The sequence below is a fragment of the Bradyrhizobium sp. 157 genome (assembly GCF_023073815.1).
GTDB lineage: Bacteria > Pseudomonadota > Alphaproteobacteria > Rhizobiales > Xanthobacteraceae > Bradyrhizobium.
This window is the reverse complement of the sequence record NZ_JADPKF010000004.1, coordinates 41,480-64,315: the sequence shown is the minus strand read 5'-3', so window position 1 is coordinate 64,315 and position 22,836 is coordinate 41,480. Positions and strand designations below refer to the sequence as shown.

Here is a 22,836-nt window from a genome sequence, read left to right as displayed (position 1 = left end):
TGGCTTGCCGCAAGCATGGTCACGAGTTGCAAACGAGTGAAAGGACGTACAATGGGCTTCGCCTCGAAGCTGAACACGGTGGTGACAGGTGGTGCCGGCTTCATCGGTTCGCATCTGTGCGACCGACTCATTCAGCAAGGTCACCGCGTATACTGCGTCGACAACTTCCTGACTGGAACGTTGTCGAACATCCGGCCACTGCTCAACCATCCCGATTTCGAGTTCATCGAGCACGACGTTCGCGATCCCCTCGAGATCGTCGGACGAATTGATCGTATCTATAATCTCGCGTGCCCCGCCTCCCCACGTCACTATCAGCGCGATCCGCTCGGAACGTTACGCACGTGCGTCCTTGGCGCAGGCCATGTGATCGAATTCGCCAGGGAAAAGGGCGCGCGAGCACTTCAGGCATCGACCAGCGAGGTGTACGGTGACCCGGATGTTCACCCGCAGCCCGAGACCTATTTGGGAAACGTCAATCCGGTTGGTCCGCGCGCCTGCTACGATGAAGGCAAGCGCGCTGCGGAAACTATCTTTTTCGATAGCCATCGCGTTCATCGCATGCCGATCAAGGTGGCACGCATCTTCAATACCTACGGTCCACGCATGCTGGAGAACGACGGCCGCATCATTTCGAATTTCATCGTTCAAGCGCTCAAGGGCACCCCGATCACTGTCTATGGCGACGGCTCGCAGACTCGTTCGTTCTGCTACATTGACGATCTATTGGCCGGTCTCCAGCTTCTGATGGAAAGCCCGCCCGAGATCACCGGCCCATTCAATCTCGGCAATCCTGAGGAGCATACGGTCAGGCGAATCGCCGATCTCATCGTCGAGCAAACGGGATCGAAGTCCACAGTCGAGTACCATCCGCTGCCTCAGGACGATCCCAAGCGTCGTCGCCCCGTCATTTCGCGCGCGCGCGATGTGCTGGGCTGGAGTCCCAAAATCCCTCTCGATGAGGGCCTGCGCGCGACCATCAACTATTTCTCGCTAAGACTCTTCACCGAAGAACGGCAGCGACGGCGGCCCGGGAACGGCACGCTAGCCGCGGGCAAATCAGGACCACGGACAAGCGCGGCATCGCGGGCTGGGCTGGTGCGGTGACGGTGCATGGCGGCGCGGCGCTGATCCCGTTCGGCATCAACGCGATGTTGTCGAGCGCCGTTGCAACGGGCGGATCGAGCCGAAGTTGCCGCTCTTCCCTCTGGCATCCCGCCGCGGCGGCCGCAACGCTGAGGGACACACTAGTAAAATCCGCGTACTCCAGATCGCTGATGTGCGAAAGTGCGACTCTGACAAGCTTCGGCTGGCCAGTGGGTTCCAACCCAGACGTCGCCGATTAGCCGCTCAGCGACACTAGCCAAGCAGTTGCTGATAGCCGCCGCAGCTCACATCGAACTTCAGCCGCCGTTTCACACCTGTTCGCGCCTCTTTCGCTTCGCCTCAGACCATTCCACTTGTCGGAGCGCGAAAGCCTTGGCGCCGCCTGGCGTCTCGACGACCACGGTTTCCCCTTTGCTCTTTCCGATTAATGCCCTGGCAATCGGTGAAGTTATCGAAATCTTGCCCTTGCTCGCGTCGGCTTCCGGTTCGCCGACGATTTGCCAGACCCGCTTCTTGCCGGTGTCCTCATCAATCAGCGTCACTGTGGCGCCAAACTTGATGGTATTGCCGGAAAGCTTGGATACATCGACAATATCGGCACGCGCGAGTTTGTCCTCCAACTCGGCAACTCGAGTTTCGTTGACATTTTGCTCTGCAAGAGCAACCTGATATTCCGAATTCTCAACCAGATTTGGATCGTCGGCGATCGCCTGCTGAATTCGCTGAACAAGATCGGGCCGCTCGACGCGGATGCGGTGCCTCAGTTCATCTGCAAGGGCAGCGTAGCCCGCAGCCGTCATTGGAAGTTTTGTCATCGCGAGTTTTCTACCGAGCTAATCGACGGAGCATGCATTCGGACGAGCAGCAAGAAGCACGAGCGCCTACCGCCAGTGGCATCAGCGCAGCGGCAGCCATCCTTCTGTTGGACCGAGACCATGTTTGCAGCCGACCGAAATCGATCACCGTACCTGCGGTGGGGAACGCCGAGCGAGGACACGGGTTCCAATTCTGGTGGGATTGCCTGTAGTGCGGTTGCTGCCGGCTTTCCATAGGGCAGCCGCCGCGGCGTCGCGCTCGCGGTGCGGCTCTGACAGTCTATGAACGCTCGGCCACGGAACCTGCACGGCGGTATAATGGAACGTTCACCTTATGTAGGGTTGCCAGCCGACTGCGTGAACGGTTGCGCGCCGTAGCGAAGATGCTGCGGTAGAGAGAACCGCTGCTCGCTCCCCTCAGGGCCGCGGAGGTGATATCCCGCGCCACTCAATAGATCGTCAGGGCCGGGAAGTAGCTGACCGCAAGCAGCACAGCCATCGCCACCGCAAAGAACGGCCACAGCTCCCGCGTGGTCTCCGCCAGGGAGCATCTGGCGATCGCAGCCGAAATGAACAGCGTTGTGCCGATCGGCGGCGTGTAGAGACCGATGCCGAGATTGATGATCATGATCAGGCCAAGTTGCACCGGATCGAGGCCGATGGCCGCGGCGAGCGGCACGAAGATCGGGCCAAGCAACAGGATGGCCGGCGGCAGATCGAGCGGCATGCCGACAACCAGCATCAGCAGATTGAGCACAAGAATGATGAGAAGCTTGTTGTCGATCGTCGCCTTCACCCACTCCGCAAACCGGACAGGGATCTGGTCGAAGGTCAGAAGCCAGCCGATGACGGCACTGCCCATGACAACGAGCATCACGACGCCTGTAGCGATGCCGGCCTCAACCATCGACTCTCGAAAGCGCGCCCAGGAGAGATCCCTGTACAAGAACACGCTCAACAGGAGCGAATAGATGACGGACAGCACCGCCATTTCCGTCGGGGTCGCGAAGCCAAAGCGCAAGCCGAGCAGAATGAGGATCGGCAATGCGATTGCCGGCGCGGAACTGATCGCAAGTCGCAGCATCATTTTGCGGTCGACCGGGTCGCTCGACGGCCGATAGCCGCGGCGCTTTGCGATGTACCAGCATACCGCGACGAAGCCGCCTGCCATGAGGAGGCCGGGAAGGATGCCGGCCACGAAAAGATCGGCGACACTGACGCCGCTGACGAGCGCGTACAGGATCATCGGGATGGAAGGCGGGATCAGAATGTCGATGACCGAAGAGGTGGCGTTGTTCGCTGCAGCTAGCCCAGCAGGATAACCACGGGTTCTTTGCCACGGGATCAGCACCGCGCCGAGCGCGGAGGCATTGGCGACCGCGCTCCCCGACACGCCGCCGAATGCCACAGATGCGACGACGGTTATCGAGAGTTCCCCTCCACGCCAGCGCTTCATGCCCTCGGATGCGAAATTCAACAGCTCCTGACCGAGTCGGCCTCCCATCATCAGCGAACCGGCCAGCATGAAGAACGGCAGCGCCAGCATGGGAAAGGATTGCGTCTGATCGAACATCTGCTGCGCGACCATCATCAGCGGCAGACCTCCGTCCCAGAGGACTGCAGCCGCCCCGGCAATGACAAGGGCATGCCCGACCGGAATGGCCAGAACCATCAGCACAACAAAGGCTGCGACCAGCACCAGCGTCATGAGAGATCCTTGTATTGAATCGCAAAACGCGCTTGCGGGCCAAGTAGCGCGATCCGGACGGAGGCGCAGACATGGGCAAGGGCAAGCATGGTGCAGCCGAGCGCGATCGCCCAATAGCCGTGACTTCCGGAGAGTCCCAGCACTGGGCTCGTTTCGATCTTGGCGATCTCCGCCACCGCGAGAGCCTGGTAGCAGAGCACGGCATATGAGCCGACAATGATCGCATTGCCGAACAGCAGCAGACCGCACTTGCCGCGGCTATCCAGCCGATCGAGCAGCCAGTCGACGGCCATATGGCCGCCGGCCTGCGCCGCAAGAGCTATGCCGGCAACAATGAACCACGGGAACAGGCGTTCAGGCAATTCCTGCGCTGCGCTGAACCCACCGGACACCAGGACATAGCGTGCGACGACGTTTGCCGTCATCACCATGGTGAGGGCTATTCCGGTGACCAGCACCACGAAACGGCAGATCATCGTGATGTTGCGATCGACGAAGTCTGCAGTTGCGAGTGCGGCCCGTCTGATCCGCGCTGCATCGTTGACGCCGACCGTGTTCCCGGCGCTCATCGTTCACGCTTTCGCGGCTTCGGCAACGCGGCTGACGAACTCACCGAATGGTTTGGCTTTCCAGGCGTTGAGCACACCAGCCGTCGCGTTCTGAAACGCGGCAAGGTCCGGTTTGTTTACGGTCACGCCGGAATTTGCCTTGTAATCGGCGAGGAGCTTGGCATCAGCCTCCTGCATCAGCCGGCGCTGCAGTGCTCCAGCCTCCTTGGCCGCGGCTTTGATGATGTCGAGCTCTGCCGGCTTCACCTTCCGCAAGGCTATTTGAGACATCAGAAATGGCGTGGATTCCCACTTGTGGCCGGTGAGGCTGATGAACTTGTTCACCTCATGCAGCTTCGCGCTGTGGATGTTGGCAAGAGGATTCTCCTGCCCGTCGACCACGCCCTGCTGCAACGCGATGTAGAGCTCACCAAATGCGATCTGCTGCGTTGTGGCGCCCAATGCCTGAAAGATATCGACCGTCATCGGGTCGGCCGGCGTACGTATCTTCAATCCGGCAAGATCGGACGGCGCTGCAATCGGACGCTTCGAGTTGGTGGTGTGGCGCACGCCATTGTCCCACCAGTCGAGTGGGACAATACCGACGGTGGAAAACTTCTTCGCAAGCTCCTCGCCAACCGGGCCATTCAGCACCTTCATCGCGGCGCTGGTATCGGCGAAAAGAAACGGCAGGCCCAATGCCGAGAGTTCAGGCACGAGCCCGGAAGCTGCCCCCTGACTGTTCGCCGTCAGGTCCAGCGCACCGGTACGGAGGCTAGTGAGCATCGAGACGTCGCTGCCGAGCTGTTCGGATCCCGCAATCCTGATGGACACGCTACCATTGGTGCGCTCCGTCACCATTTTGGCAAATGCATCCGCCGCAACTGTGCGCGGATTCCCCGGCGCCGCGCCGTGTCCGAGCGTCAGCGCAACTGCGGCACGGGCGTCGCGGCTCGATGCGAGCAGCGCCGGCGCGGCGGCGATGAAGGCGGCACTCTTCAGGAAGGCACGGCGGGTTGCTAAGACTCTCATGTCTGTTTCCTCTCGCGATGATGAACGCTTTTCTTTTTGCGGTCAGCGGACGCTTCGTTTCGAGCGCCCGGCAGCCGGGACTTGATTGCGGCAGGCTTTACAGCCACGTCTTGATGCGATTGCTGATGGCCGCTGTCGAAATTCCATATCTGTCATGCAGGGTCGGCAACGCGCCGGCGGCGAGAAACTCGTCGGGCAGTGCAATCTGGCGGAAGACCGGATGAACGCCGGATCGCATCAACAAACCGGCGATTGCCTCACCAAGGCCGCCGATCACCGTGTGGTTCTCGGCAACGACGACCAGGCGGCCCGGCTTGCCGGCTTCGCGCAGGATCGCCTCGGCATCGAGCGGCTTGATGGTGGGAACGTGCAGCACGGCGGCGTCCACGCGGTCAGTGACAAGCTCCTTCGCGGCCTCGAGCGCGCGCATAGTCATGATGCCGGTGGAGATGATCAGGACATCGTTGCCATCGCGGATCAGGGCCGCCTTGCCGAGCTCGAACTTGTAGCCGTACTCGTCAAGCACCACCGGCACCTGGCCGCGCAGCAGCCGCACATAGACCGGGCCTTGATGAGCGGCGATGGCAGGCACGACCTGCTCGATCTCGTGCGCGTCGCAGGGATCGATCACGGTCATGTTCGGCATGGCGCGGAACAGCGCAAGATCCTCGGTCGCCTGGTGGCTTGGACCATAGCCGGAGGTCAGGCCCGGCAGCGCGCAAACGATCTTCACGTTGCGGTCTTCCTCCGCAATCGTTTGATGGATGAAATCGTAGGCGCGGCGGGAAGCAAACACCGCATAGGTCGTGGCGAAGGGCGTGAAGCCTTCGGCGGCGAATCCCGAGGCAGCGCCGAACAGGAGCTGCTCGGCCATGCCCATCTGGTAGTATCGGTCGGGAAATGCCTTGGCGAAGATGTGCAGGTCGGTGTACTTGCCGAGATCGGCGGTCATGCCGATCACCTCAGTGCGGGTGCGAGCGAGTTCGACCAGCGCGTACCCGAAAGGCGCGGACTTCGTCCTTTGCCCTTCGGCCGCGATCGAGGCGATCATGGCCGAGGTGGTCAGGCGCGGCTTGCCCGACAGTGTAGCTGACATGGTGGGCTTCATGACTGTTTCCCTGCTTCGAGCGCGCCAAGCGCGAGCTGCCATTCGTGTGGCTCGACACGGATGAAGTGGTTCTTCTCCCGCTGCTCCAGGAACGGAACGCCTTTGCCCATGAGCGTGTCGGCAACGATGATGCGTGGCCTGTCCTCGGCGTGGGATTTGGCGGCATCAAATGCGGCCACCACTGCATCGAGATCGTTGCCGTCCACGCGCTGCACGAACCAGCCGAATGCGTTGAGCTTCTCCACGAGCGGCTCGAACGCCATCATTTCCGTCGAAGGACCATCGGCCTGCTGGTTGTTGACATCGATGATGGCGATCAGGTTGTCGAGCTTGTGGTGAGCTGCCGACATGATCGCTTCCCAGACGGAGCCTTCGTCGAGCTCGCCGTCCGAGAACAGCGTGTAGACCCGCGCGCTGGAATTCTTGCGCTTCAGCCCGAGCGCCATCCCGACGGCGATGCTCAGACCCAGCCCGAGCGATCCGCCCGACATCTCCATGCCGGGCGTGTGGGAGGCCATGCCGGACATCGGCAGACGGCTTTCGTCGCTGCCATAGGTCTCGAGCTCCCCTTCGGGAATGACCCCGGCCTCGATCAACGCCGCATAAAGCGCTATGGCATAGTGGCCGTTCGAGAGCAGGAAGCGGTCGCGTCCCTCCCAGGACGGCTGCTCAGGCCGGTAATGCATGGCGTGGAAGTAGGCGACGGCAAGCACGTCGGCGATGTCAAGCGCCTGCGCGATATAGCCTTGCCCCTGGACTTCGCCCATCCGCAGCGCGTTACGGCGGATGTTGTGGGCGCGTTGCGCCAGTGTCGGCGCGTTGGCAATCGTCCCAACCGGTTCCATGGCGAACTCCTCCTCTCGCGCTCAGTGGATGAGCATGCCACCGTTGACGTCGATCACCGCCCCGGTGACATAGGCGGACAGGTCGGACGCTAGGAAGGTGTAGATTCCTGCGACATCGCTGGCTTCGCCGAGGCGGCCGAGCGGAATGCCTTCGAGTATCTTTGCCTTCATCTCGTCGGTGAGCTTGCCGGCGGTGATGTCGGTTCCGATCAGGCCGGGTGTCACGCAATTGACGCGAATGCGGTCGGGCCCGAACTCGCGGGCCATCGCCTTGGCGAGGCCGAGCACGCCGGCCTTCGCCGCGGAATAATGCGGCCCGCCGAAAATGCCGCCGCCGCGCTGCGCCGAAACCGACGACATGCAGGCAATCGAGCCGGACTTGCGCCGGCGCATGTGCGGGATCACGGCCTGGGAGAGAAAGAGCACGCCCTTGAGATTGACGTCCTGAATGCGTTCCCAGTCCGCCGGCGTGATCTCGAGCAGCTTCACCGGCTGGGTGATGCCGGCATTGTTGATGAGGATGTCGATCTGGCCGAAGGCGCCGATCACGACATCGGTCGCATCCATGCAGGATTTCTGGTCGGCGACGTCGCAGGCGAGGCCGAGATGAGGTCCGCCGGAAACGGCGTCCAGGCCTTTCGCTGCGGCTTCCGCCGAGGCGCCGTCGATGTCGAGTATCGCGACGCGGGCGCCTTCCGCGGCAAACCGCCGGGCGGTTGCCAGGCCTATTCCGCGCGGCGAGGCCGCGCCCGAAATAATTGCCGTCTTGCCGCGTAGCAGCATGCATTCCTCCCTGACATCGACCCCCGCAACGCATCTGCTATCGGGGCCCCGTTTTCTTGACGAAATCGACTACGCCCGGCGCGCAATTCGGACAAACGCGCAGTTGTCGTCCATAGATGAATCTGGTTCACTTATGGCATGTTGCTGTCCAGTATCCCGATTTCGGCGATCCGCGCCTTCGAGGCGGCCGCGCGCACCGGCTCCTTTCGCGACGCTGCGAGCGAACTTCATTTGACGCCGAGCGCCGTCAGTCACGCGATCCGCAAGCTGGAAAGCGCGATGAGCACCACGCTGTTCGAGCGCAGCGCCCGATCGATCCGATTGACGCCGGCCGGACAGAACCTGATGCGTCATGCCGGCGCCGCATTCGACAATCTGCGACGCGGCATCGAGGAGGTGGCCGGCCGCGGGCCGCAACTGCTTCGGGTCCACTGCGCGCCGAGTTTCGCCGCGCAGTGGCTGGCGCCGCGTCTCGCCCAATTCCTCGCTGCCGAGCCCCGGCTGGAAGTGCGGCTCGCCGCCAGCACCGAATATGCCCGCTTTGGCAATGACGATTTCGATCTCGACATCGTCTATGGGCAGCCCAGGAGCGATGCGCTGGAAATCATCCCGCTAGGCGAGGAAACCGTGACGCCGCTTTGTACGCCGGCGCTTGCCAAGCGAATCCGCAAGCCGAAGGATTTGTTCGGCCAGGTGCTCATTCGCTCGGAAGTCAAGCAGGTCCAGTGGCATCAATGGTTCGCCGCGAACGGGCTCGAGTCACCTGCGATTCACGGCATGCGTTTCGATCGTAGCTTCCTGGCAATTGCCATGGCCTCGAGCGGTCTTGGCGTTACGCTGGAATCGACGCGACTTGCCGAGCGCGAAATCGAGACGGGCAGATTGGTCGCTCCGCTCGCCGGCAGGGCCATCGATGTCCGCTATGTCGGCCACCATCTCGTGTTCCCCCGCGCCAACCGGCAGCGCCGCGCGGTTCGGGCATTCGCTGATTGGATCATGTCGGAGCTTGATCGGACCACCACCCGCTCCTAGCGTGCCACGCTTCATTTGATGCGTTCAACTCGGACGGTGACCGGTCCCGGCCGATCAAAAATCGAAACGTCACCGGTCACTTGGCCAAGCATGATGATCCCGGGCTGAGGGACACGGCCGTTGCGGTAGTAGATCACAAACTGATTGGAGCTCCAGAGGCCCAGTGTACCGGTCGAGAAATCAAGTTGCCGCTCGACCGCCGGCAAGGGCGACGGCAGATTTCCGGTCTTTTCCTGGCGCAGGTGATCGCGCATTTCGATGATGAGCGGCAACATACGGATCAGCGATCGGGTCGCGTCGTTGTCGACCAACTCAGCACTGACCTTGCCCCAGTCGGAGGAAATCAGAATGCGCTCTTGTGCCATTGCAGCTCCGATGAATCCGATTGTGATAACGAAAGCGATCGAGAATCGATTCGGCATTCGGCAGCCTCCCTGCTTTTCGGGCCTAGTTTCCTTGATTCACTCGGCAAGCGCCGCTGTCGCACCGCAGTCCGATCGAGAACTAGCCGGAAGGCGGAATCAATTTCCCCGGGCGCGATCTCAGGACGTGATTGTCTTTGGCAGTCGCCGATTTTCCGGATAGTCGCCGTCACCGCGGATTTAGCGCGCGCATCAAGAGCGACTGGCCGCTATAATCGGCATGAACTTATAAACGAGATCGATAAATGCCGAACAGCAAACTGGATGACCTTTTGGCCTTTGTGGCGGTTGCGCGGGAGCGCAGTTTCACAGGCGCGGCGGCCAAGCTCGACGTTCGCAGTCGGCCCTGAGCTATACCATCGGCAAACCCGAGGCGCGTCTGGGCGTGCGGCTGCTGACCCGCACCACGCGAAGCGTCGCGCCAACGGAGGCCGGCGAGGGCCTGCTTCGGACCGCAATTCCCCGGCTCGAGGAGATCGAGGCCGAGCTTGCGGCGATCAGAGAACTTCGGGAGAAGCCGACAGGCACGATCCGGATCACCGCGACAGAATATGCCGCGGACGCGATCCTGCTGCCGAAACTGGCTAAGCTCCTGCCGGAGTACAGCATCGAGAAAAATCGCAGTTTGGCGTAGGAAATCGCAGGATTGGTAGCGGGGGAGCGCTACCGCCTTTCCCCACACTCGCCGGGCCTCCGATATCTTCTTCAATCTTCCGACTCATGGAAGCGACCGAGCAGATCGGGATGTGGAACGCACCGCACACGGCGAGCTTCTCCACCAGCATTGTAGAACTGGGATGGCAGCGCAATAGCTGGCGGAGGCCGCTCTAGGATGGTAATGTCTTCAGGAGCTATTGTAGCTCCGAGACTGCGGATCTCGCTTACGCGATCAATCGCGGTCGAGACAATGGCCCTCGAAGAGATGCACTCCAAAGTCAAGCGGACGATCGCGCCTGCGGTCGGATGGCGCGGAAAATGGAGGACGTTATGGCGTCCTGGCGTGACGACAGGGTCAGGGCAACCCTGATCCGCGATGCAGCGGGAAGCGTCCAGCCGGGCAAGACCCCCCGGACTTTTGCCGAGCTTCTATTCGGCCACACCAATAGCGAGGATCTCACCAGCTACGATGCCGCGTCCCTCGCCTTCCTGGCGGAACAGGCTTGGGAGCATGTGCAGCAACGCGCGGCAGGCCGTGCCGATATCCGCGTCATCAATCCAATGATCCCGGACGGGCGCGAGATTTCCGTGCTCGAAGTTCTTAACGACAACATGCCCTTCCTCTTCGATTCGACCATGGCGGAACTCGCCGAGCAGGGCATCGAAGTCACGCTGGTCGCCCATCCGATCATAGCCGTCGAGCGCGACGCGTACGGCAAGCTGCTGCGTTTCTATGGCGAAACACTGCCCGAAGGGTCAAAGGGCGAGCGCGAAAGCCTAATCCATCTGCATATCGCCCGTCTCGACGCCGCTGACGACCGGCAGAAATTGATCGACGGCCTCACCAAGACGCTGAACGACGTGCGCGCTTGCGTGACCGACTGGCGAGCCATGCGCGCCCGCGTCGAAGGGGCGATCAAGACCTTGAGCTCCAATCCGCCGCCGCTGCCGATCGACGAGGTCGCCGAAGCCAACCAGTTCCTGCAATGGCTGTGCGCCGACAATTTCACCTTCCTGGGCCTGCGCGAATATCGCTTCTCGCCCGACAGCGCTGCGTCGGACGAGATCAGCAGCGGCGAAGGTCTCGGCATCCTGCGCGATCCTGATGTGAGGGTGCTGCGCCGCGGGACCGAAATGGTGGTGATGACACAGGAAATCCGCGAGTTTATGCGCGAGCCGACCCTCCTCATCGTTGTCAAGGCCAATGTCAGCAGCCGCGTCCATCGCCGCGTCCGGATGGACTACATAGGCATCAAACTGTACACGCCAGACGGCCGGCTCGACGGCGAACTGCGCCTCGTCGGTCTGTTCACCTCGGGCGCCTATACTCGTTCGGTGCGACAAATCCCCTACGTCCGCCACAAGGTGGCGCAGGTGCTCCAGCGCGCCGGCTTCGACCCCAACAGCCATTCCGGCAAGGCTCTGCTGCATATCCTCGAAGAATATCCGCGCGACGAGATCGTCCAGGTCGATGTCGAGACGCTCTATAATTTCGTCATGGAAGTCCTGATGCTTTATGAGCGCCCTCGCTTGCGGGCGTTGGCACGAGCTGACAAGTTTGACCGCTTCGTCTCCATCCTCGTGTTCATTCCGCGCGAGAAGTATGACACCGACGTACGGACGCGTGTCGCCGCCTTCCTGGCCCAGATATATAAGGGGACCTTGGCAGCCTCCTACGTGTCCTTCCCCGAAGGTCCGCTTGCGCGCGTCCACTACATCATCGGGCGCTATGAAGGCAAAACGCCCGTCGTCGAGCGCGCAACGCTTGAAGGCGGGATCAGCGCAATCATCGCAACATGGGGCGACAAGCTGAAAGCCGCGCTTGCGACCACCACTGACGGCATGCGGGCTCGCCTGCTCGCCAACCGTTATGCCCGGGCCTTTACCGGCGGCTATACGGAGATCTTCGACGCCTCACAAGCCATCACTGATATCGCCACCATCGAAAAGCTCAGCGCCGCTCGTCCCGTGGCGCTTTCGGTCTACCGCATCGACGGCGATGATCCGACGCGTTTCGGCCTTAAGGTCTTTTCGCGCGGCACGCCGCTATCACTATCCTATCGCGTCCCGGTAATCGAAAATCACGGCCTGCGCGTCGTCAACGAGCGCACCTACCAGATTACGCCCAGCGCCACGCCTGCACCCGCACCGGTTTGGCTACACGACATGACGATCGAGGCCAATGACGGCAAGCCGCTCGTTGTTACCGAGGAATTCGCCCGTCGCCTGGAAGCCTCGATCATGGCGGTGGTGGGCGATCGCGCCGAATCCGACGGATACAACGCCCTCATCCTGCGCACGAGCTTGAGCTGGCGCGAAATTTCGGCCATCCGCGCCCTCTCCCGCTATCTGCACCAGATCCGCGCTCCGTTCAGCCAGGACTATATGTGGGGGACATTGCTCAAGAACACCGCAATCACCGCCAGCATCGTCGCGCTGTTCCAGGCTCGCTTCGACCCGCGCCTCGCCGCCACCAAGGCCGAGCGCTCGGCGCGCGAGACGGCTCTCCTCGCCGAGATTGAGGAGCAGCTCAAATCCGTCGCCTTGTTAGACGAAGACCGCATACTGCGCCGCTTCACCAATCTGGTGCAGGCGACCGTGCGCACCAACCTGTGGCAAATTGGCCAGGACGGACATCCGCGTCCAGTGATTTCCTTCAAGTTCGACGCCCGCAAAATCGATGACCTGCCGGCTCCGCGACCGCTCTACGAGATCTTTGTCTATTCGCCGCGTGTCGAAGGTATCCATCTACGTTTCGGCAAGGTCGCGCGCGGCGGCCTGCGCTGGTCCGACCGGCCGCAGGATTTCCGCACCGAGATCCTCGGCCTTGTCAAGGCACAGCAGGTCAAGAACGCCGTCATCGTGCCGGTCGGCGCTAAGGGCGGCTTCGTGCCCAAGCGCCTGCCGCCGCCCTCCAATCGTGAGGCCTGGATGGCGGAAGGCACCGAAGCCTATCGCATCTTCGTTCGCTCGCTGCTCGAACTTACCGACAATCTCGATGGGGATGCGATCGTGCCGCCCGACGACACCGTGCGGCACGACGAGGATGATCCGTATCTCGTCGTCGCGGCCGACAAGGGCACGGCGACTTTCTCCGACACCGCCAACGCGATCTCAGTCGAGAAAGGCCATTGGCTCGGCGACGCTTTCGCCTCCGGCGGCAGCCAGGGTTATGACCATAAGAAAATGGGCATCACCGCGCGCGGTGCGTGGGAAGCCGTCAAGCGCCATTTCCGCGAACTCGACACCGATATCCAAACCGTGCCCTTCACGGTTGCCGGTGTGGGCGACATGTCCGGAGACGTCTTCGGAAATGGCATGCTGCTTTCGCCGGCGACAAGGCTGGTGGCGGCCTTCGACCACCGGGACATCTTCATCGATCCCTCGCCCGACCCTGCCATCAGCCACGCCGAGCGCCTGCGCTTGTTCAACATGCCGCGGTCGAGCTGGCAGGACTACAACAAATCGCTGATCTCGCAGGGCGGCGGCGTGTTCTCGCGTTCGCTCAAGGCAATTCCGCTCGCGCCGGAAGTGCGCGCCCTGCTGGATCTCGACAAGCCAGAGGCCACGCCTTTCGAGGTGATGACGGCGATTCTGAAGGCACGCGTTGACCTGCTCTGGTTTGGCGGCATCGGCACCTATGTCCGCGCCTCTACGGAAAGCGACGATCAGGCGGGCGATCGGGCCAATGATCCGATCCGTGTTACCGGTTCTGATGTCCGCGCCCGAGTGATCGGCGAAGGTGCCAATCTTGGCTTGACCCAGCGCGGCCGCATCGAAGCGGCGCAGAGAGGCGTCAAGCTCAACACCGACGCCATCGACAATTCGGCCGGAGTGAACACTTCTGACGTCGAGGTCAATATCAAGATTGCGCTGGCACGCCCTGAACGCGACGGGCATCTCAGTCCGAGTGACCGCAACAGCCTGCTTGCCGCGATGACCGACGAGGTCGGCACGCTCGTGCTTCGCAATAACTATCTTCAATCGCTCACGTTGTCGTTGGCCGAACGCAAGGGCGTGGCCGACAATGGCTTCCTTGCCCGCCTGATGCAATCGCTCGAGCGGCGGGGTCTGCTCGACCGCGCCGTTGAGTTCCTGCCGGACGACGTCGCAATCGCCGCGCGCACGCAGCGCGGCCAGCCCTTCACGCGGCCGGAACTCGCCGTGCTGGTCGCCTACGCCAAGCTCACCCTTTACGATGATCTGCTCGTCACGAGCGTGCCGGACGACCCTTATCTCACCGGCGAATTGTCAAAATATTTCCCGTACGAGATTCGAGACAAATTCCCCGATTCCATGAAACACCATCGTCTGCGGCGGGAGATCATCTCCACCAATATTGCCAATGCCGTGATCAATCGCGGCGGCCCGACCTGCATCGGGCGCCTAATCGATGAGACGGATGCCGACGTATCCACCATCGCTATGGCTTTCGTGGCGGTGGAAGAATCTTACGGTCTCGAGCGGCTGAATAACGCGATTGATGCGCTCGACACCAAGATCAACGGTCAAGTGCAACTCGGCCTCTACGCGGCGATTCAGGATCTCCTGCTCTCCCGCATGGTCTGGTACGTGCGTAACGTTGATTTCAAAACCGGTCTGCACGCGGTGATCTCGCGCTTCGGCCCGAGGATCCGCGAGATCGCCGCCGGGCTCGACAACGCCCTGCCGCAGGACTTGCAGGCTGGCCGCAGCAAGCGGCGACGGGATCTGGTCGATGCCGGCGTCCCCACCGACCTCGCAAACGAACTCGCCGATCTCGACGCCTTGGTCTCCGCACCGGATATCGTGACTGTCGCCGAGCGCACCACCCGCGCCATCGGCGACGCCGCCACGACCTTCTTCGCTGCCGAGGCCAATTTCCACCTTCATCCCATCATCGTCGCCGCGCGCAGCGTTCCGGCAAACGATCATTTCGAACGTCTCGCCATCGACCGCGCGGTTGACCAGATCGCAGCAGCCGAAAGAAGATTGGCCGCGGATATGCTGACAACCGGCCAATGCGGCCAGCAGGCTACCGAGACCTGGCTCGCGGCTCATCCTGAGGCGACGCGCATCCGCCGCTCCGTCGAGGAGATCGCTGGCAGCGGACTGACGCTCGCCAAGCTGACCGTGACGGCGAACCTGCTGGGGGATTTGGTGAAGGGCTAATCGGGCGCGCGGCGGCGAGACGAGAGTTGCGATGTCCAGACCATCAACCTGCCGGACTGGATTGCAACAAGTCGCGGGCTGGCGTGCAAAATCGTACGATTGGTAGCGGGGGAGGGACTCGAACCCCCGACCCCAGGATTATGATTCCCGTGCTCTAACCAGCTGAGCTACCCCGCCACGGCATCGCGGTGGCGGCAGGCAATGCCGCGGTCGCGAACGCGCGGCATATAAGGAGCGGGTCGACGACCTGTCAAGCAAAGCGAGCCGTCCGGCCAAGCATCTGCAAAATTGTGCTATTTCGGCCGGATTGACGGGTCGCCGCCGGGACTGCCGGGCGGCGGAATCACCGGCGTCCTGCTGCCGTTCGGCGCAGGCGCATGCATTTCGGGATCTATCCCCGGAGGCGGACACAATACGCCCTCCGAACGGGCCAGTTTGTCGCCGAGCGGCTCGGTCCGTTGGCCGGTGGTCGTTCCTTCCGGGGTCTTTCCCCCCGGAACCGTCGGGCTCGAATGCGGCGTCGGCTGCATCGGGGCACAATTGGCGGCGCGGTCGGGCGATGGCGGTGCGGTCTGGGCAGGCGGCGTCGCCGGGCTGGGCGGGGCTTGAGCGCCCGCCATACTCGTAGCTGTCATCAACACGCATGAAAGAAGAAGTGCCCGGTGCATTGCCATGCCGGGAAAACGGTCCGCGCGCGCGGAGGTTCCCCAATAAGGCGCCGCCTGCACTTCACGATTTCCGAAAACGGATCAGCGAAAAATGTCCCATCGGCGGCATCGGCCGCCGCTCGGTCAGGGTGACGCCGCCATGTTTGGCGGCCCAGTTGGTCAGGCGTTCCCACGGAAATTCCGGCCGCCAGCCTAGTCGCCGCGCCAGTGGCGCGAACGCCAGTTCGAACGCGCGGCGCGGCCCGGTTTCGGCACCGATGTGATTGACCAGAATGAGTTCGCCGCCGGGTTTCAGCACGCGGATGAAATCATCCAGCGTGCGTTCCGGATCCGGCACCGCCGTGATGACATATTGCGCCACCACCGCATCGAAAAACGAATCCGGAAACGCCAGGTTCTTGGCGTCCATCACCGCAAGCGCTTCGACATTGATCAGGCCGAACTCGCGCACTCGCTTGAGCGCCCGCCGCAGCATCGGCTCGGAAATGTCGACGCCGCACAATTTCGTGTCGCGCGAATATTCAGACAGCGACAGTCCGGTGCCGACGCCGACGTCGAGAACGCGTCCGCCTATCTTGTCGGCTTCCGCGATGGTCGATCGACGACCTTCGTCGAACACCTTGCCGAAAACCAGATCGTAGACCGGCGCCCAGCGCCCATAAGCCTTTTCGACCCTCTCGCGGTCGATATCCCCAGCCATTCCCTCTGCCCCGATTTTTGTCTCTTAAGTGCGCATCACCTCGGCGAGCGGCGCGGCCTTTTCCTGCGCCCCTGCCCTCGCCACCGGATGGCGTGCGGTCGCGTTCTTGATGAATCCGCCGCCGAGCACGCGCGCCTGTCCCGCAGGCGCATCGTAGAACACACAGGCCTGGCCGGGCGAGACGCCCTCTTCGCCGGCAACGAGTTCGACTTCATAACCGCCGTCGACCACACGCAGCCAAGCCGGCTGCGGCGCGCGCGTCGAACGCACGCGCACGAACATCTCGATGCCGTCACCGATGACGCGGTCGAGTGCGCCGTCGCCGATCCAGTTGACGTCGCGCAGGCGGATGCGATCCATCCGCAACGCCTCGCGCGGCCCCACCACGACCCGGCGGGTGGTAGCATCGAGCTTGACGACATAGAGCGGCGCGCCGGCTGCAATGCCCAGTCCCTTGCGCTGGCCGACGGTGAAATGAACGATCCCTTGATGGCGGCCGATTGTACGGCCCTCGAGATCGACGATGTCGCCGGGCTCGATCGCGCCGGGCTTGAGGCGGCCGATGATGTCGGTGTAGCGCCCGGTCGGCACGAAGCAGATGTCCTGGCTGTCCTGCTTTTCGGCGACTTCGAGGCCGAACCGCCGCGCCAGGTCGCGCGTCTGCGGCTTGGTCATGTCGCCAAGCGGAAAGCGCAAATAGTCGAGCTGCTCGCGCGTGGTCGCGAACAGGAAATAGCTCTGGTCGCGATCGGCATCCGCGGCGCAGACCAGCGCGCGCGATCCGTCGGCAAGGCGGCGCGAGGCGACATAGTGTCCGGTCGCGAGCGCCTGCGCGCCGAGTTCACGCGCGGTCGCCAAGAGATCGCGAAACTTGATCGAGCGGTTGCACTCGATGCAGGGCACCGGCGTTTCGCCGAGCGCGTAGCTGTCGGCGAAATTGTCGATCACGGATTCGCGGAAGCGGCTTTCATAGTCGAGCACGTAATGCGGGATGCCGATCCGCTCCGCCACGTTGCGGGCGTCGTGGATGTCCCGACCCGCGCAGCAGGCGCCCTTGCGATGGGTGGCCGCGCCATGATCGTAAAGCTGCAGCGTGATCCCGACCACGTCATAGCCCTCGGACTTCAGCAAGGCGGCCGTCACCGAGGAATCGACGCCGCCGGACATGGCGACCACGATCCGTGTGTCCTGCGGACGGCCTTCGAGATCCAAACTGTTTCGCATGCCAGGGGTCATCGACTTCCATCGCGAACACGCCATGGCGGTTCGCGGCCAGGGTTTAAAAAGCCTTCTTAAAAAGCCTTTATGTATAAGGCCTTACGGCGTCATTCGGCCATACCGGGCCGGATCGGACGCCGCTCTTTAATATAGGCCGTATTCTCGTGAAGCAATCAGCCGATCCCCATTTTGGAGCTTGTCCAGGACGGCAAATCTTGCCGCCGGGCAGAAAAGGCGGCCGTGGTCACGCTCCGCAATCCGGGCACTATCTTTCTAAGTACTTGAAATAACGTGATATTTTTTACCGCAGCGGCTGGCCCGGTCCTTGCTGAATGGTAGCCGAGAGCTCAGCGCGAGGGTTACCCGTGGTTAGTGTCACGTCAGAAGTATCGGCAAATGCATCTTTCCAGAGCGCGGCGGCGAGGTCCGCCCGGGCGGATTCCGATCCGCCCGCCGGAAACGACAGCTTCGCGGCGCTGGTCGACAGCAACACGGCCGCGAGCCACAACGACCGCGCGCAGGACGCAGCGCCCTCCCCGCGCCGCTCCGACGACGCGCAACCAGCTTCCGACAACCGTTCGCGCGACAGCGCCGCCGCATCCGACAAAGCCGACAAGACCGCGCGCAACGACTCGAATAATCGCGACGCCGCGGCCAAGGTGCGCGACGACACGACACGGGACGACAAGACACGCGACAACGGCAAGGTCGACACCAACGCCGATGCCGAGACTAGGTCCGCAAAGACCGGTCGCGCCAAATCGAAGTCGGACGCACCGAAGTCCGAGAAGGCGACGTCCGACGAGGCGACGCAGGCTTCTCCCAGAGACGCCTCACCAGCGACCGATCAGACCGAACTGGCGCAGGACGGAACGGCCGTGGTGACGGCCGACGCGATTGCCGTCGCCATCCCTGCTGCCGCAGCGCCGGCGACAACGGCCCCCGCCGCGCCCGCAACCGATAAGGCGACCGCGCCGCTTGCCATAGCGGCGGCTGCGATCGCGGCCTCCGCTTCGCTCGCCGCCGAGACCGCGCCAACCAGTCCCGCCGGTGAAAGCGCCGAAGCGACCGCCACCACGACCGCGAACGCTGCGCAAGGGGACGGCACGAAAACCAACGCGCAAGGCATCGGCCAGACCGTCAGCGCCCAGGCCACATCCGCCGACCCGTCGGTCACAACCGGCATCGCTCAGGCCGCTTCCGTAGTTGCAGCGACACCCGCCGCCACCAAATCGGCCGTGCCGCTCAAAAGCCCGGATCTCGCCCGAAAAGGCGCCACGACGGTCATCGAGCAGGTCGAAACCTCCGACGCCATCGCACCCGCAGCGACTGCCGCTGATACTATCGTGCCTGCCGTCACGCAGCCGACCGAAGCCGCAGGCAAGCTTAAGTCCGAGAATGGCATCGCTGAGACCGTGAAGGCCGACGCCTCGGGTAATTCCATCGTGCCGTCGGCCGCCAACGCCAACACGCATTTTGCCGCCCCAGATCTCGTCGGCCAGACGCCGGTCAACACGTCCGGCAACGGCCTGCAGGCCGCCGGCACGATTCAGACGCAGCAACCGGCCACTTCCACCACGATGGCGGCTGCCGCTACCCAACTCACCGCCACGGCAGCCACAAGCGCGGCGGTGCCGGTGAGCGGGCTTGCGATGGAAATCGCGGCTTCCGCCAAAAGCGGCAAGACCCGCTTCGAGATCCGGCTCGATCCCGCTGAACTTGGCCGCATCGACGTCCGCATCGATGTCGATCGCCACGGCCAGGTGACGTCGCATCTGACCGTCGAACGGCCGGAAACGCTATCTATGCTGCGTCAGGACGCCAACCAGTTGCAGCGCGCACTCGACAACGCCGGCCTCTCGACCGGCAACGGCGGCCTGCAGTTCAGCCTGCGCGACCAGTCTTCGCAGGGCCAGAACGACGGCAACCAGTCCAATCCCAACGCCCATCGCCTGGTGGTGAGCGAAGAAGACAACGTTCCGGCCGTGGTCGCCGGCCGCAGCTATGGTCGCATGCTCGGTTCGAGCGGCGGCGTCGATATCAGGGTTTAAAGGGAGATCGCCATGGCAGTCGATGTAACCATGCCGACAACGGTCGTCTCGGCGCCGGGGACCGGCAGCGCCACGAGCAACAACACGTCTTCGACTAAAACGGCAGGGATCGCCGACAACTTCCAGACGTTCCTGACGCTGCTGACCACGCAGCTTCAGCACCAGAATCCGATGGATCCCCTCGACACCAACCAGTTCACCCAGCAGCTCGTGCAGTTTGCCGGCATCGAGCAACAGCTCAAATCGAACGAGCAGTTGAAGGCGCTGGTGGAAATCGAGAAGAGCGCCCAGGCGACGCAGGCGCTGGTCTATGTTGGCAACACTGTCGCCGTCGACGGCAGCAAGGCGCAGTTCAACAAATCGGCGACCTGGAATTTCAATTCCGAGAAAGACACCAGCGCGACGATCACGATCACCAATTCGACGGGACAGACGGCGTATACCGGCAACTACACGCTGAAGAAGGGCGGCTCCAGTTTCGTCTGGGACGGCAAGGGCAATGACGGCGTGCAGTGGCCGGCCGGCACTTACACCTTGACCGCCACGGGCAAGGACAGTTCGGGCAACAACGTCGCGATTTCCACCGAAGTCCAGGGCGTGGTCGACTCGGTCGATCTCAGCGCCTCTCCGCCGCTGCTGTCGATCGGCGGCCAGAGCTACACCACCGATAAAATCAAGCGCGTGGTCCGTCCGAGCACCTCAAGCTAGCCCAACGGACCCGCTCGCGGGGCCTAGCTCCTAGCTCCGCTGTTTTACCCCGGCAATCCCAGATCGAACGAACGCGTTCCGGGAACCGGGCGGGCGTATTTTCCATCATTTTCAAGGAGATTCGTATTGAAGCCGTAGGCTTAGGCAAATTTTAAGCCGACGGGCGTAGGTTACCATGGTGAGTTCAGTGGTTGAGAGTTTGTGAGTACGCCATGACAGAACCCCATCGCCCGAGGGTAAAATACGTCATCGGGCCTGACGGCAGTCCGTTAACAATTGCCGACCTGCCCGCGCCCGGCACCAAACGGTGGGTGATCCGCCGCAAGGCCGAAGTCGTTGCCGCGGTCCGTGGCGGCCTGCTCTCCCTCGAGGAAGCCTGCAGCCGTTACACGCTGACCGTCGACGAATTCCTGTCCTGGCAGTTTTCCATCGACCAGCATGGCCTGGCAGGCCTCCGGACCACCCGGATCCAGCAATATCGCCAGTAACTCTCCCGAACCGAAAGATTTGATGAAAACCGGCTTCGTTTTACGAAGCCGGTTTTTTTCATGCCGGAACTATTCGCGGCGGCCTTAAGGGTTGTTAACCATATGGAAACCATCCCCTAGGCAATAATTGCCCAGTCGGTCCCTCGGGCCGAATCCCTGGGGGCGGTTGGTGCAAAGTCTCGTTGCTTTCCTGAAAGGCCTGGGCGCAGCGCGGCTGATGGCCATGGTTGCGGTGACGACCGCGCTGATCGGCTTCTTCGCCTTCGTCATCATGCGCGTCACCACGCCGCAGATGACCACCCTGTTCACCGACCTCTCGTTTGAAGATTCCTCCAGCATCATCAAGGATCTGGAACGCCAGGCGATTCCCTTCGAGCTGCGCAACGAAGGCGCGGTCATCATGGTCCCGAAGGACAAGGTTACGCGGCTGCGGATGAAGCTGGCCGAAAGCAACCTGCCCAAGGGCGGTGGCGTCGGCTACGAGATCTTCGACAAGTCCGACGCCCTCGGCACCACGAGCTTCGTCCAGAACATCAATCATCTGCGCGCGCTGGAGGGCGAACTTGCCCGCACCATCCGCGCCATCGACCGCATCCAGGCCGCGCGCGTCCATCTGGTGCTGCCGGAGCGGCCTTTGTTCGCCCGCGAGGCGCCGGAGCCGTCAGCCTCGATCGTGGTGCGGGTGCGCGGCAGCCTCGAACCCCAGCAGATCCGCGCCATCCGCCACGTCGTCGCCTCCGCCGTCAACGGACTGAAGCCGCAGCGGGTATCGATTGTCGACGAAGCCGGCCGGTTGCTGGCCGATGGCGCCAGCAAGGATCCCGAGATCGCCGTCGGCGACGAGCGCCGCACCGCCTTCGAGAAGCGCATGCGCAACGAAGTCGAGGCGATCGTCTCCTCGGTGGTCGGCCAGGGCCGCGCCCGCGTCCAGCTCACCGCCGACTTCGACTACAACAAGGTCACCCAGACTTCCGACAAATTCGATCCTGAGGGCCGCGTACTGCGCTCCACCCAGACCCGCGAGGAATCTTCCCTGACTGCCGAGAACAGCGGCCAGGTGACGGTCAACAACGAGCTGCCCGGCAACCAGACCAACACCACCACGCCGGCGGCCCGCGACCAGAGCAAGAAGAGCGAGGAGACCAACAACTACGAGATTTCCCGCACCACCAAGACCGAGGTCACCGAGGCCGGACGGGTCAACCGGATCTCGGTCGCGGTGCTGGTCGACGGCGCCTATACCAAGAACGAAAAAGGCGAGATGGTCTATCAGGACCGCAGCAAGGAGCAGCTCGACCGCATCGCCACGCTGGTGCGCTCGGCGATCGGCTTCGACCAGAAGCGGGGCGACCAGGTCGAGGTCGTCAATCTCCGCTTTGCCGAAGCGCCCTCCGTGCCCCCGGTCGTCGAACCGGGCGGGCTTCTCGGCATGCTGCAGTTCACCAAAGACGACGTCATGTATGTCATCGAGCTCGGTGTCATGATGCTGCTCGGCCTCGTGGTGCTGTTCCTGGTGATCCGTCCGCTGGTCAAGCGCATCCTGGCTGCCGAAGTCATTCCCGCTCCGGCCGAGACCGTACCCGCCTTGACTGACGGCAGCACACACCCCGAACTCGGCCCCGGCCAGGCCCTGATCGCCGGCACCAGCGGCACCGCCCAGTTGATCGATGTCGCGCAGGTCCAAGGCCAGGTCCACGCCCAGGCCGTGCACAGGGTCGGCGAGCTGGCCGAACGTAATCCGAACGAGACCGCCTCCATTGTTCGCCAATGGCTGAGCGAACCCGCCGAGAGCTGA

General features: G+C 62.7%; 18 protein-coding genes, 1 tRNA gene and 1 pseudogene. 8 read left to right on the top strand and 12 right to left on the bottom strand.

Translation table 11 applies throughout. The features are described 5' to 3' along the window. Positions 1 to 51: 51 nt before the first annotated feature. Positions 52 to 1,107, top strand: a complete 1,056-nt coding sequence (locus tag IVA95_RS00495; RefSeq protein WP_213249291.1) for a UDP-glucuronic acid decarboxylase family protein — start codon at positions 52 to 54, stop codon at positions 1,105 to 1,107. A gap of 308 nt (positions 1,108 to 1,415) precedes the next feature. Here IVA95_RS00495 and greA read toward each other — a convergent pair whose 3' ends face one another. The 7 genes from greA to IVA95_RS00460 all read right to left on the bottom strand — a co-directional run bounded on the left by greA (position 1,416) and on the right by IVA95_RS00460 (position 7,946). Further along, a complete protein-coding gene (gene greA, locus IVA95_RS00490) occupies positions 1,416 to 1,922 on the bottom strand; it encodes a transcription elongation factor GreA (RefSeq protein ID WP_247508703.1) in 507 nt (168 codons plus the stop codon). 448 nt (positions 1,923 to 2,370) lie between these two features. After that, a complete protein-coding gene (locus IVA95_RS00485; protein WP_247508702.1) occupies positions 2,371 to 3,630 on the bottom strand; it encodes a TRAP transporter large permease subunit in 1,260 nt (419 codons plus the stop codon). Next, on the bottom strand, positions 3,627 to 4,199 hold the full coding sequence (locus tag IVA95_RS00480) for a TRAP transporter small permease subunit (protein WP_247508701.1): 573 nt from the start codon (positions 4,197 to 4,199) through the stop codon (positions 3,627 to 3,629). The genes IVA95_RS00485 and IVA95_RS00480 overlap by 4 nt, the downstream gene beginning before the upstream one ends. Before the next feature lie 3 nt (positions 4,200 to 4,202). Further along, a complete protein-coding gene (locus IVA95_RS00475; RefSeq protein ID WP_247508700.1) occupies positions 4,203 to 5,210 on the bottom strand; it encodes a TRAP transporter substrate-binding protein in 1,008 nt (335 codons plus the stop codon). Between the two features lie 97 nt (positions 5,211 to 5,307). Then, the gene (locus IVA95_RS00470; protein ID WP_247508699.1) at positions 5,308 to 6,318 is read right to left on the bottom strand and encodes a transketolase family protein; all 1,011 of its coding nucleotides are present in this window, start codon (positions 6,316 to 6,318) and stop codon (positions 5,308 to 5,310) included. Continuing rightward, positions 6,315 to 7,163, bottom strand: a complete 849-nt coding sequence (locus IVA95_RS00465; protein ID WP_247508698.1) for a transketolase — start codon at positions 7,161 to 7,163, stop codon at positions 6,315 to 6,317. Before IVA95_RS00465 ends, IVA95_RS00470 begins: the two co-directional genes overlap by 4 nt. A 21-nt stretch (positions 7,164 to 7,184) precedes the next feature. Beyond that, positions 7,185 to 7,946 (bottom strand): glucose 1-dehydrogenase, encoded by a 762-nt coding sequence (locus IVA95_RS00460; protein WP_247508697.1) that lies wholly within the window; start codon positions 7,944 to 7,946, stop codon positions 7,185 to 7,187. A 141-nt stretch (positions 7,947 to 8,087) separates the two neighbouring features. Between IVA95_RS00460 and IVA95_RS00455 the strand changes: the two genes are divergently transcribed. Continuing rightward, positions 8,088 to 8,978 (top strand): LysR substrate-binding domain-containing protein, encoded by an 891-nt coding sequence (locus tag IVA95_RS00455; RefSeq protein WP_247508746.1) that lies wholly within the window; start codon positions 8,088 to 8,090, stop codon positions 8,976 to 8,978. Between the two features lie 11 nt (positions 8,979 to 8,989). Here IVA95_RS00455 and IVA95_RS00450 read toward each other — a convergent pair whose 3' ends face one another. Next, positions 8,990 to 9,400 (bottom strand): cyclophilin-like fold protein, encoded by a 411-nt coding sequence (locus IVA95_RS00450; RefSeq protein WP_247508696.1) that lies wholly within the window; start codon positions 9,398 to 9,400, stop codon positions 8,990 to 8,992. Between the two features lie 245 nt (positions 9,401 to 9,645). Here IVA95_RS00450 and IVA95_RS00445 point away from each other — a divergent pair. Continuing rightward, positions 9,646 to 10,004, top strand: a pseudogene (locus IVA95_RS00445) (LysR family transcriptional regulator); the annotation flags it as partial. Between the two features lie 371 nt (positions 10,005 to 10,375). Continuing rightward, positions 10,376 to 15,208, top strand: coding sequence for an NAD-glutamate dehydrogenase (locus IVA95_RS00440; RefSeq protein WP_247508695.1), 4,833 nt, complete (start codon positions 10,376 to 10,378; stop codon positions 15,206 to 15,208). Positions 15,209 to 15,308: 100 nt separating this feature from the next. On the opposite strand, the gene IVA95_RS00435 is transcribed toward IVA95_RS00440, so the two are convergent. The 4 genes from IVA95_RS00435 to mnmA all read right to left on the bottom strand — a co-directional run bounded on the left by IVA95_RS00435 (position 15,309) and on the right by mnmA (position 17,800). Next, a tRNA-Met gene (locus IVA95_RS00435) sits at positions 15,309 to 15,385 on the bottom strand. A gap of 116 nt (positions 15,386 to 15,501) precedes the next feature. Then, positions 15,502 to 15,882, bottom strand: a complete 381-nt coding sequence (locus IVA95_RS00430) for a hypothetical protein (RefSeq protein WP_247508745.1) — start codon at positions 15,880 to 15,882, stop codon at positions 15,502 to 15,504. A gap of 55 nt (positions 15,883 to 15,937) precedes the next feature. Then, complete coding sequence (locus tag IVA95_RS00425; protein WP_247508694.1) at positions 15,938 to 16,576, bottom strand: methyltransferase domain-containing protein; 639 nt, start codon at positions 16,574 to 16,576, stop codon at positions 15,938 to 15,940. Between the two features lie 24 nt (positions 16,577 to 16,600). Continuing rightward, positions 16,601 to 17,800 (bottom strand): tRNA 2-thiouridine(34) synthase MnmA, encoded by a 1,200-nt coding sequence (gene mnmA / locus IVA95_RS00420; RefSeq protein ID WP_247508693.1) that lies wholly within the window; start codon positions 17,798 to 17,800, stop codon positions 16,601 to 16,603. A 359-nt stretch (positions 17,801 to 18,159) separates the two neighbouring features. On the opposite strand from mnmA, the gene IVA95_RS38950 reads away from it, so the two are divergent. The 4 genes from IVA95_RS38950 (at position 18,160) to fliF (ending at position 22,836) form a co-directional block, all read left to right on the top strand. Then, positions 18,160 to 19,845, top strand: coding sequence for a flagellar hook-length control protein FliK (locus tag IVA95_RS38950; protein WP_247508692.1), 1,686 nt, complete (start codon positions 18,160 to 18,162; stop codon positions 19,843 to 19,845). A gap of 12 nt (positions 19,846 to 19,857) precedes the next feature. After that, a complete protein-coding gene (locus IVA95_RS00410; RefSeq protein ID WP_247508691.1) occupies positions 19,858 to 20,553 on the top strand; it encodes a flagellar hook capping FlgD N-terminal domain-containing protein in 696 nt (231 codons plus the stop codon). Positions 20,554 to 20,765: 212 nt separating this feature from the next. Continuing rightward, on the top strand, positions 20,766 to 21,041 hold the full coding sequence (locus tag IVA95_RS00405) for a DUF1153 domain-containing protein (RefSeq protein WP_002714638.1): 276 nt from the start codon (positions 20,766 to 20,768) through the stop codon (positions 21,039 to 21,041). A 169-nt stretch (positions 21,042 to 21,210) separates the two neighbouring features. Beyond that, positions 21,211 to 22,836, top strand: a complete 1,626-nt coding sequence (gene fliF, locus IVA95_RS00400) for a flagellar basal-body MS-ring/collar protein FliF (protein WP_247508690.1) — start codon at positions 21,211 to 21,213, stop codon at positions 22,834 to 22,836.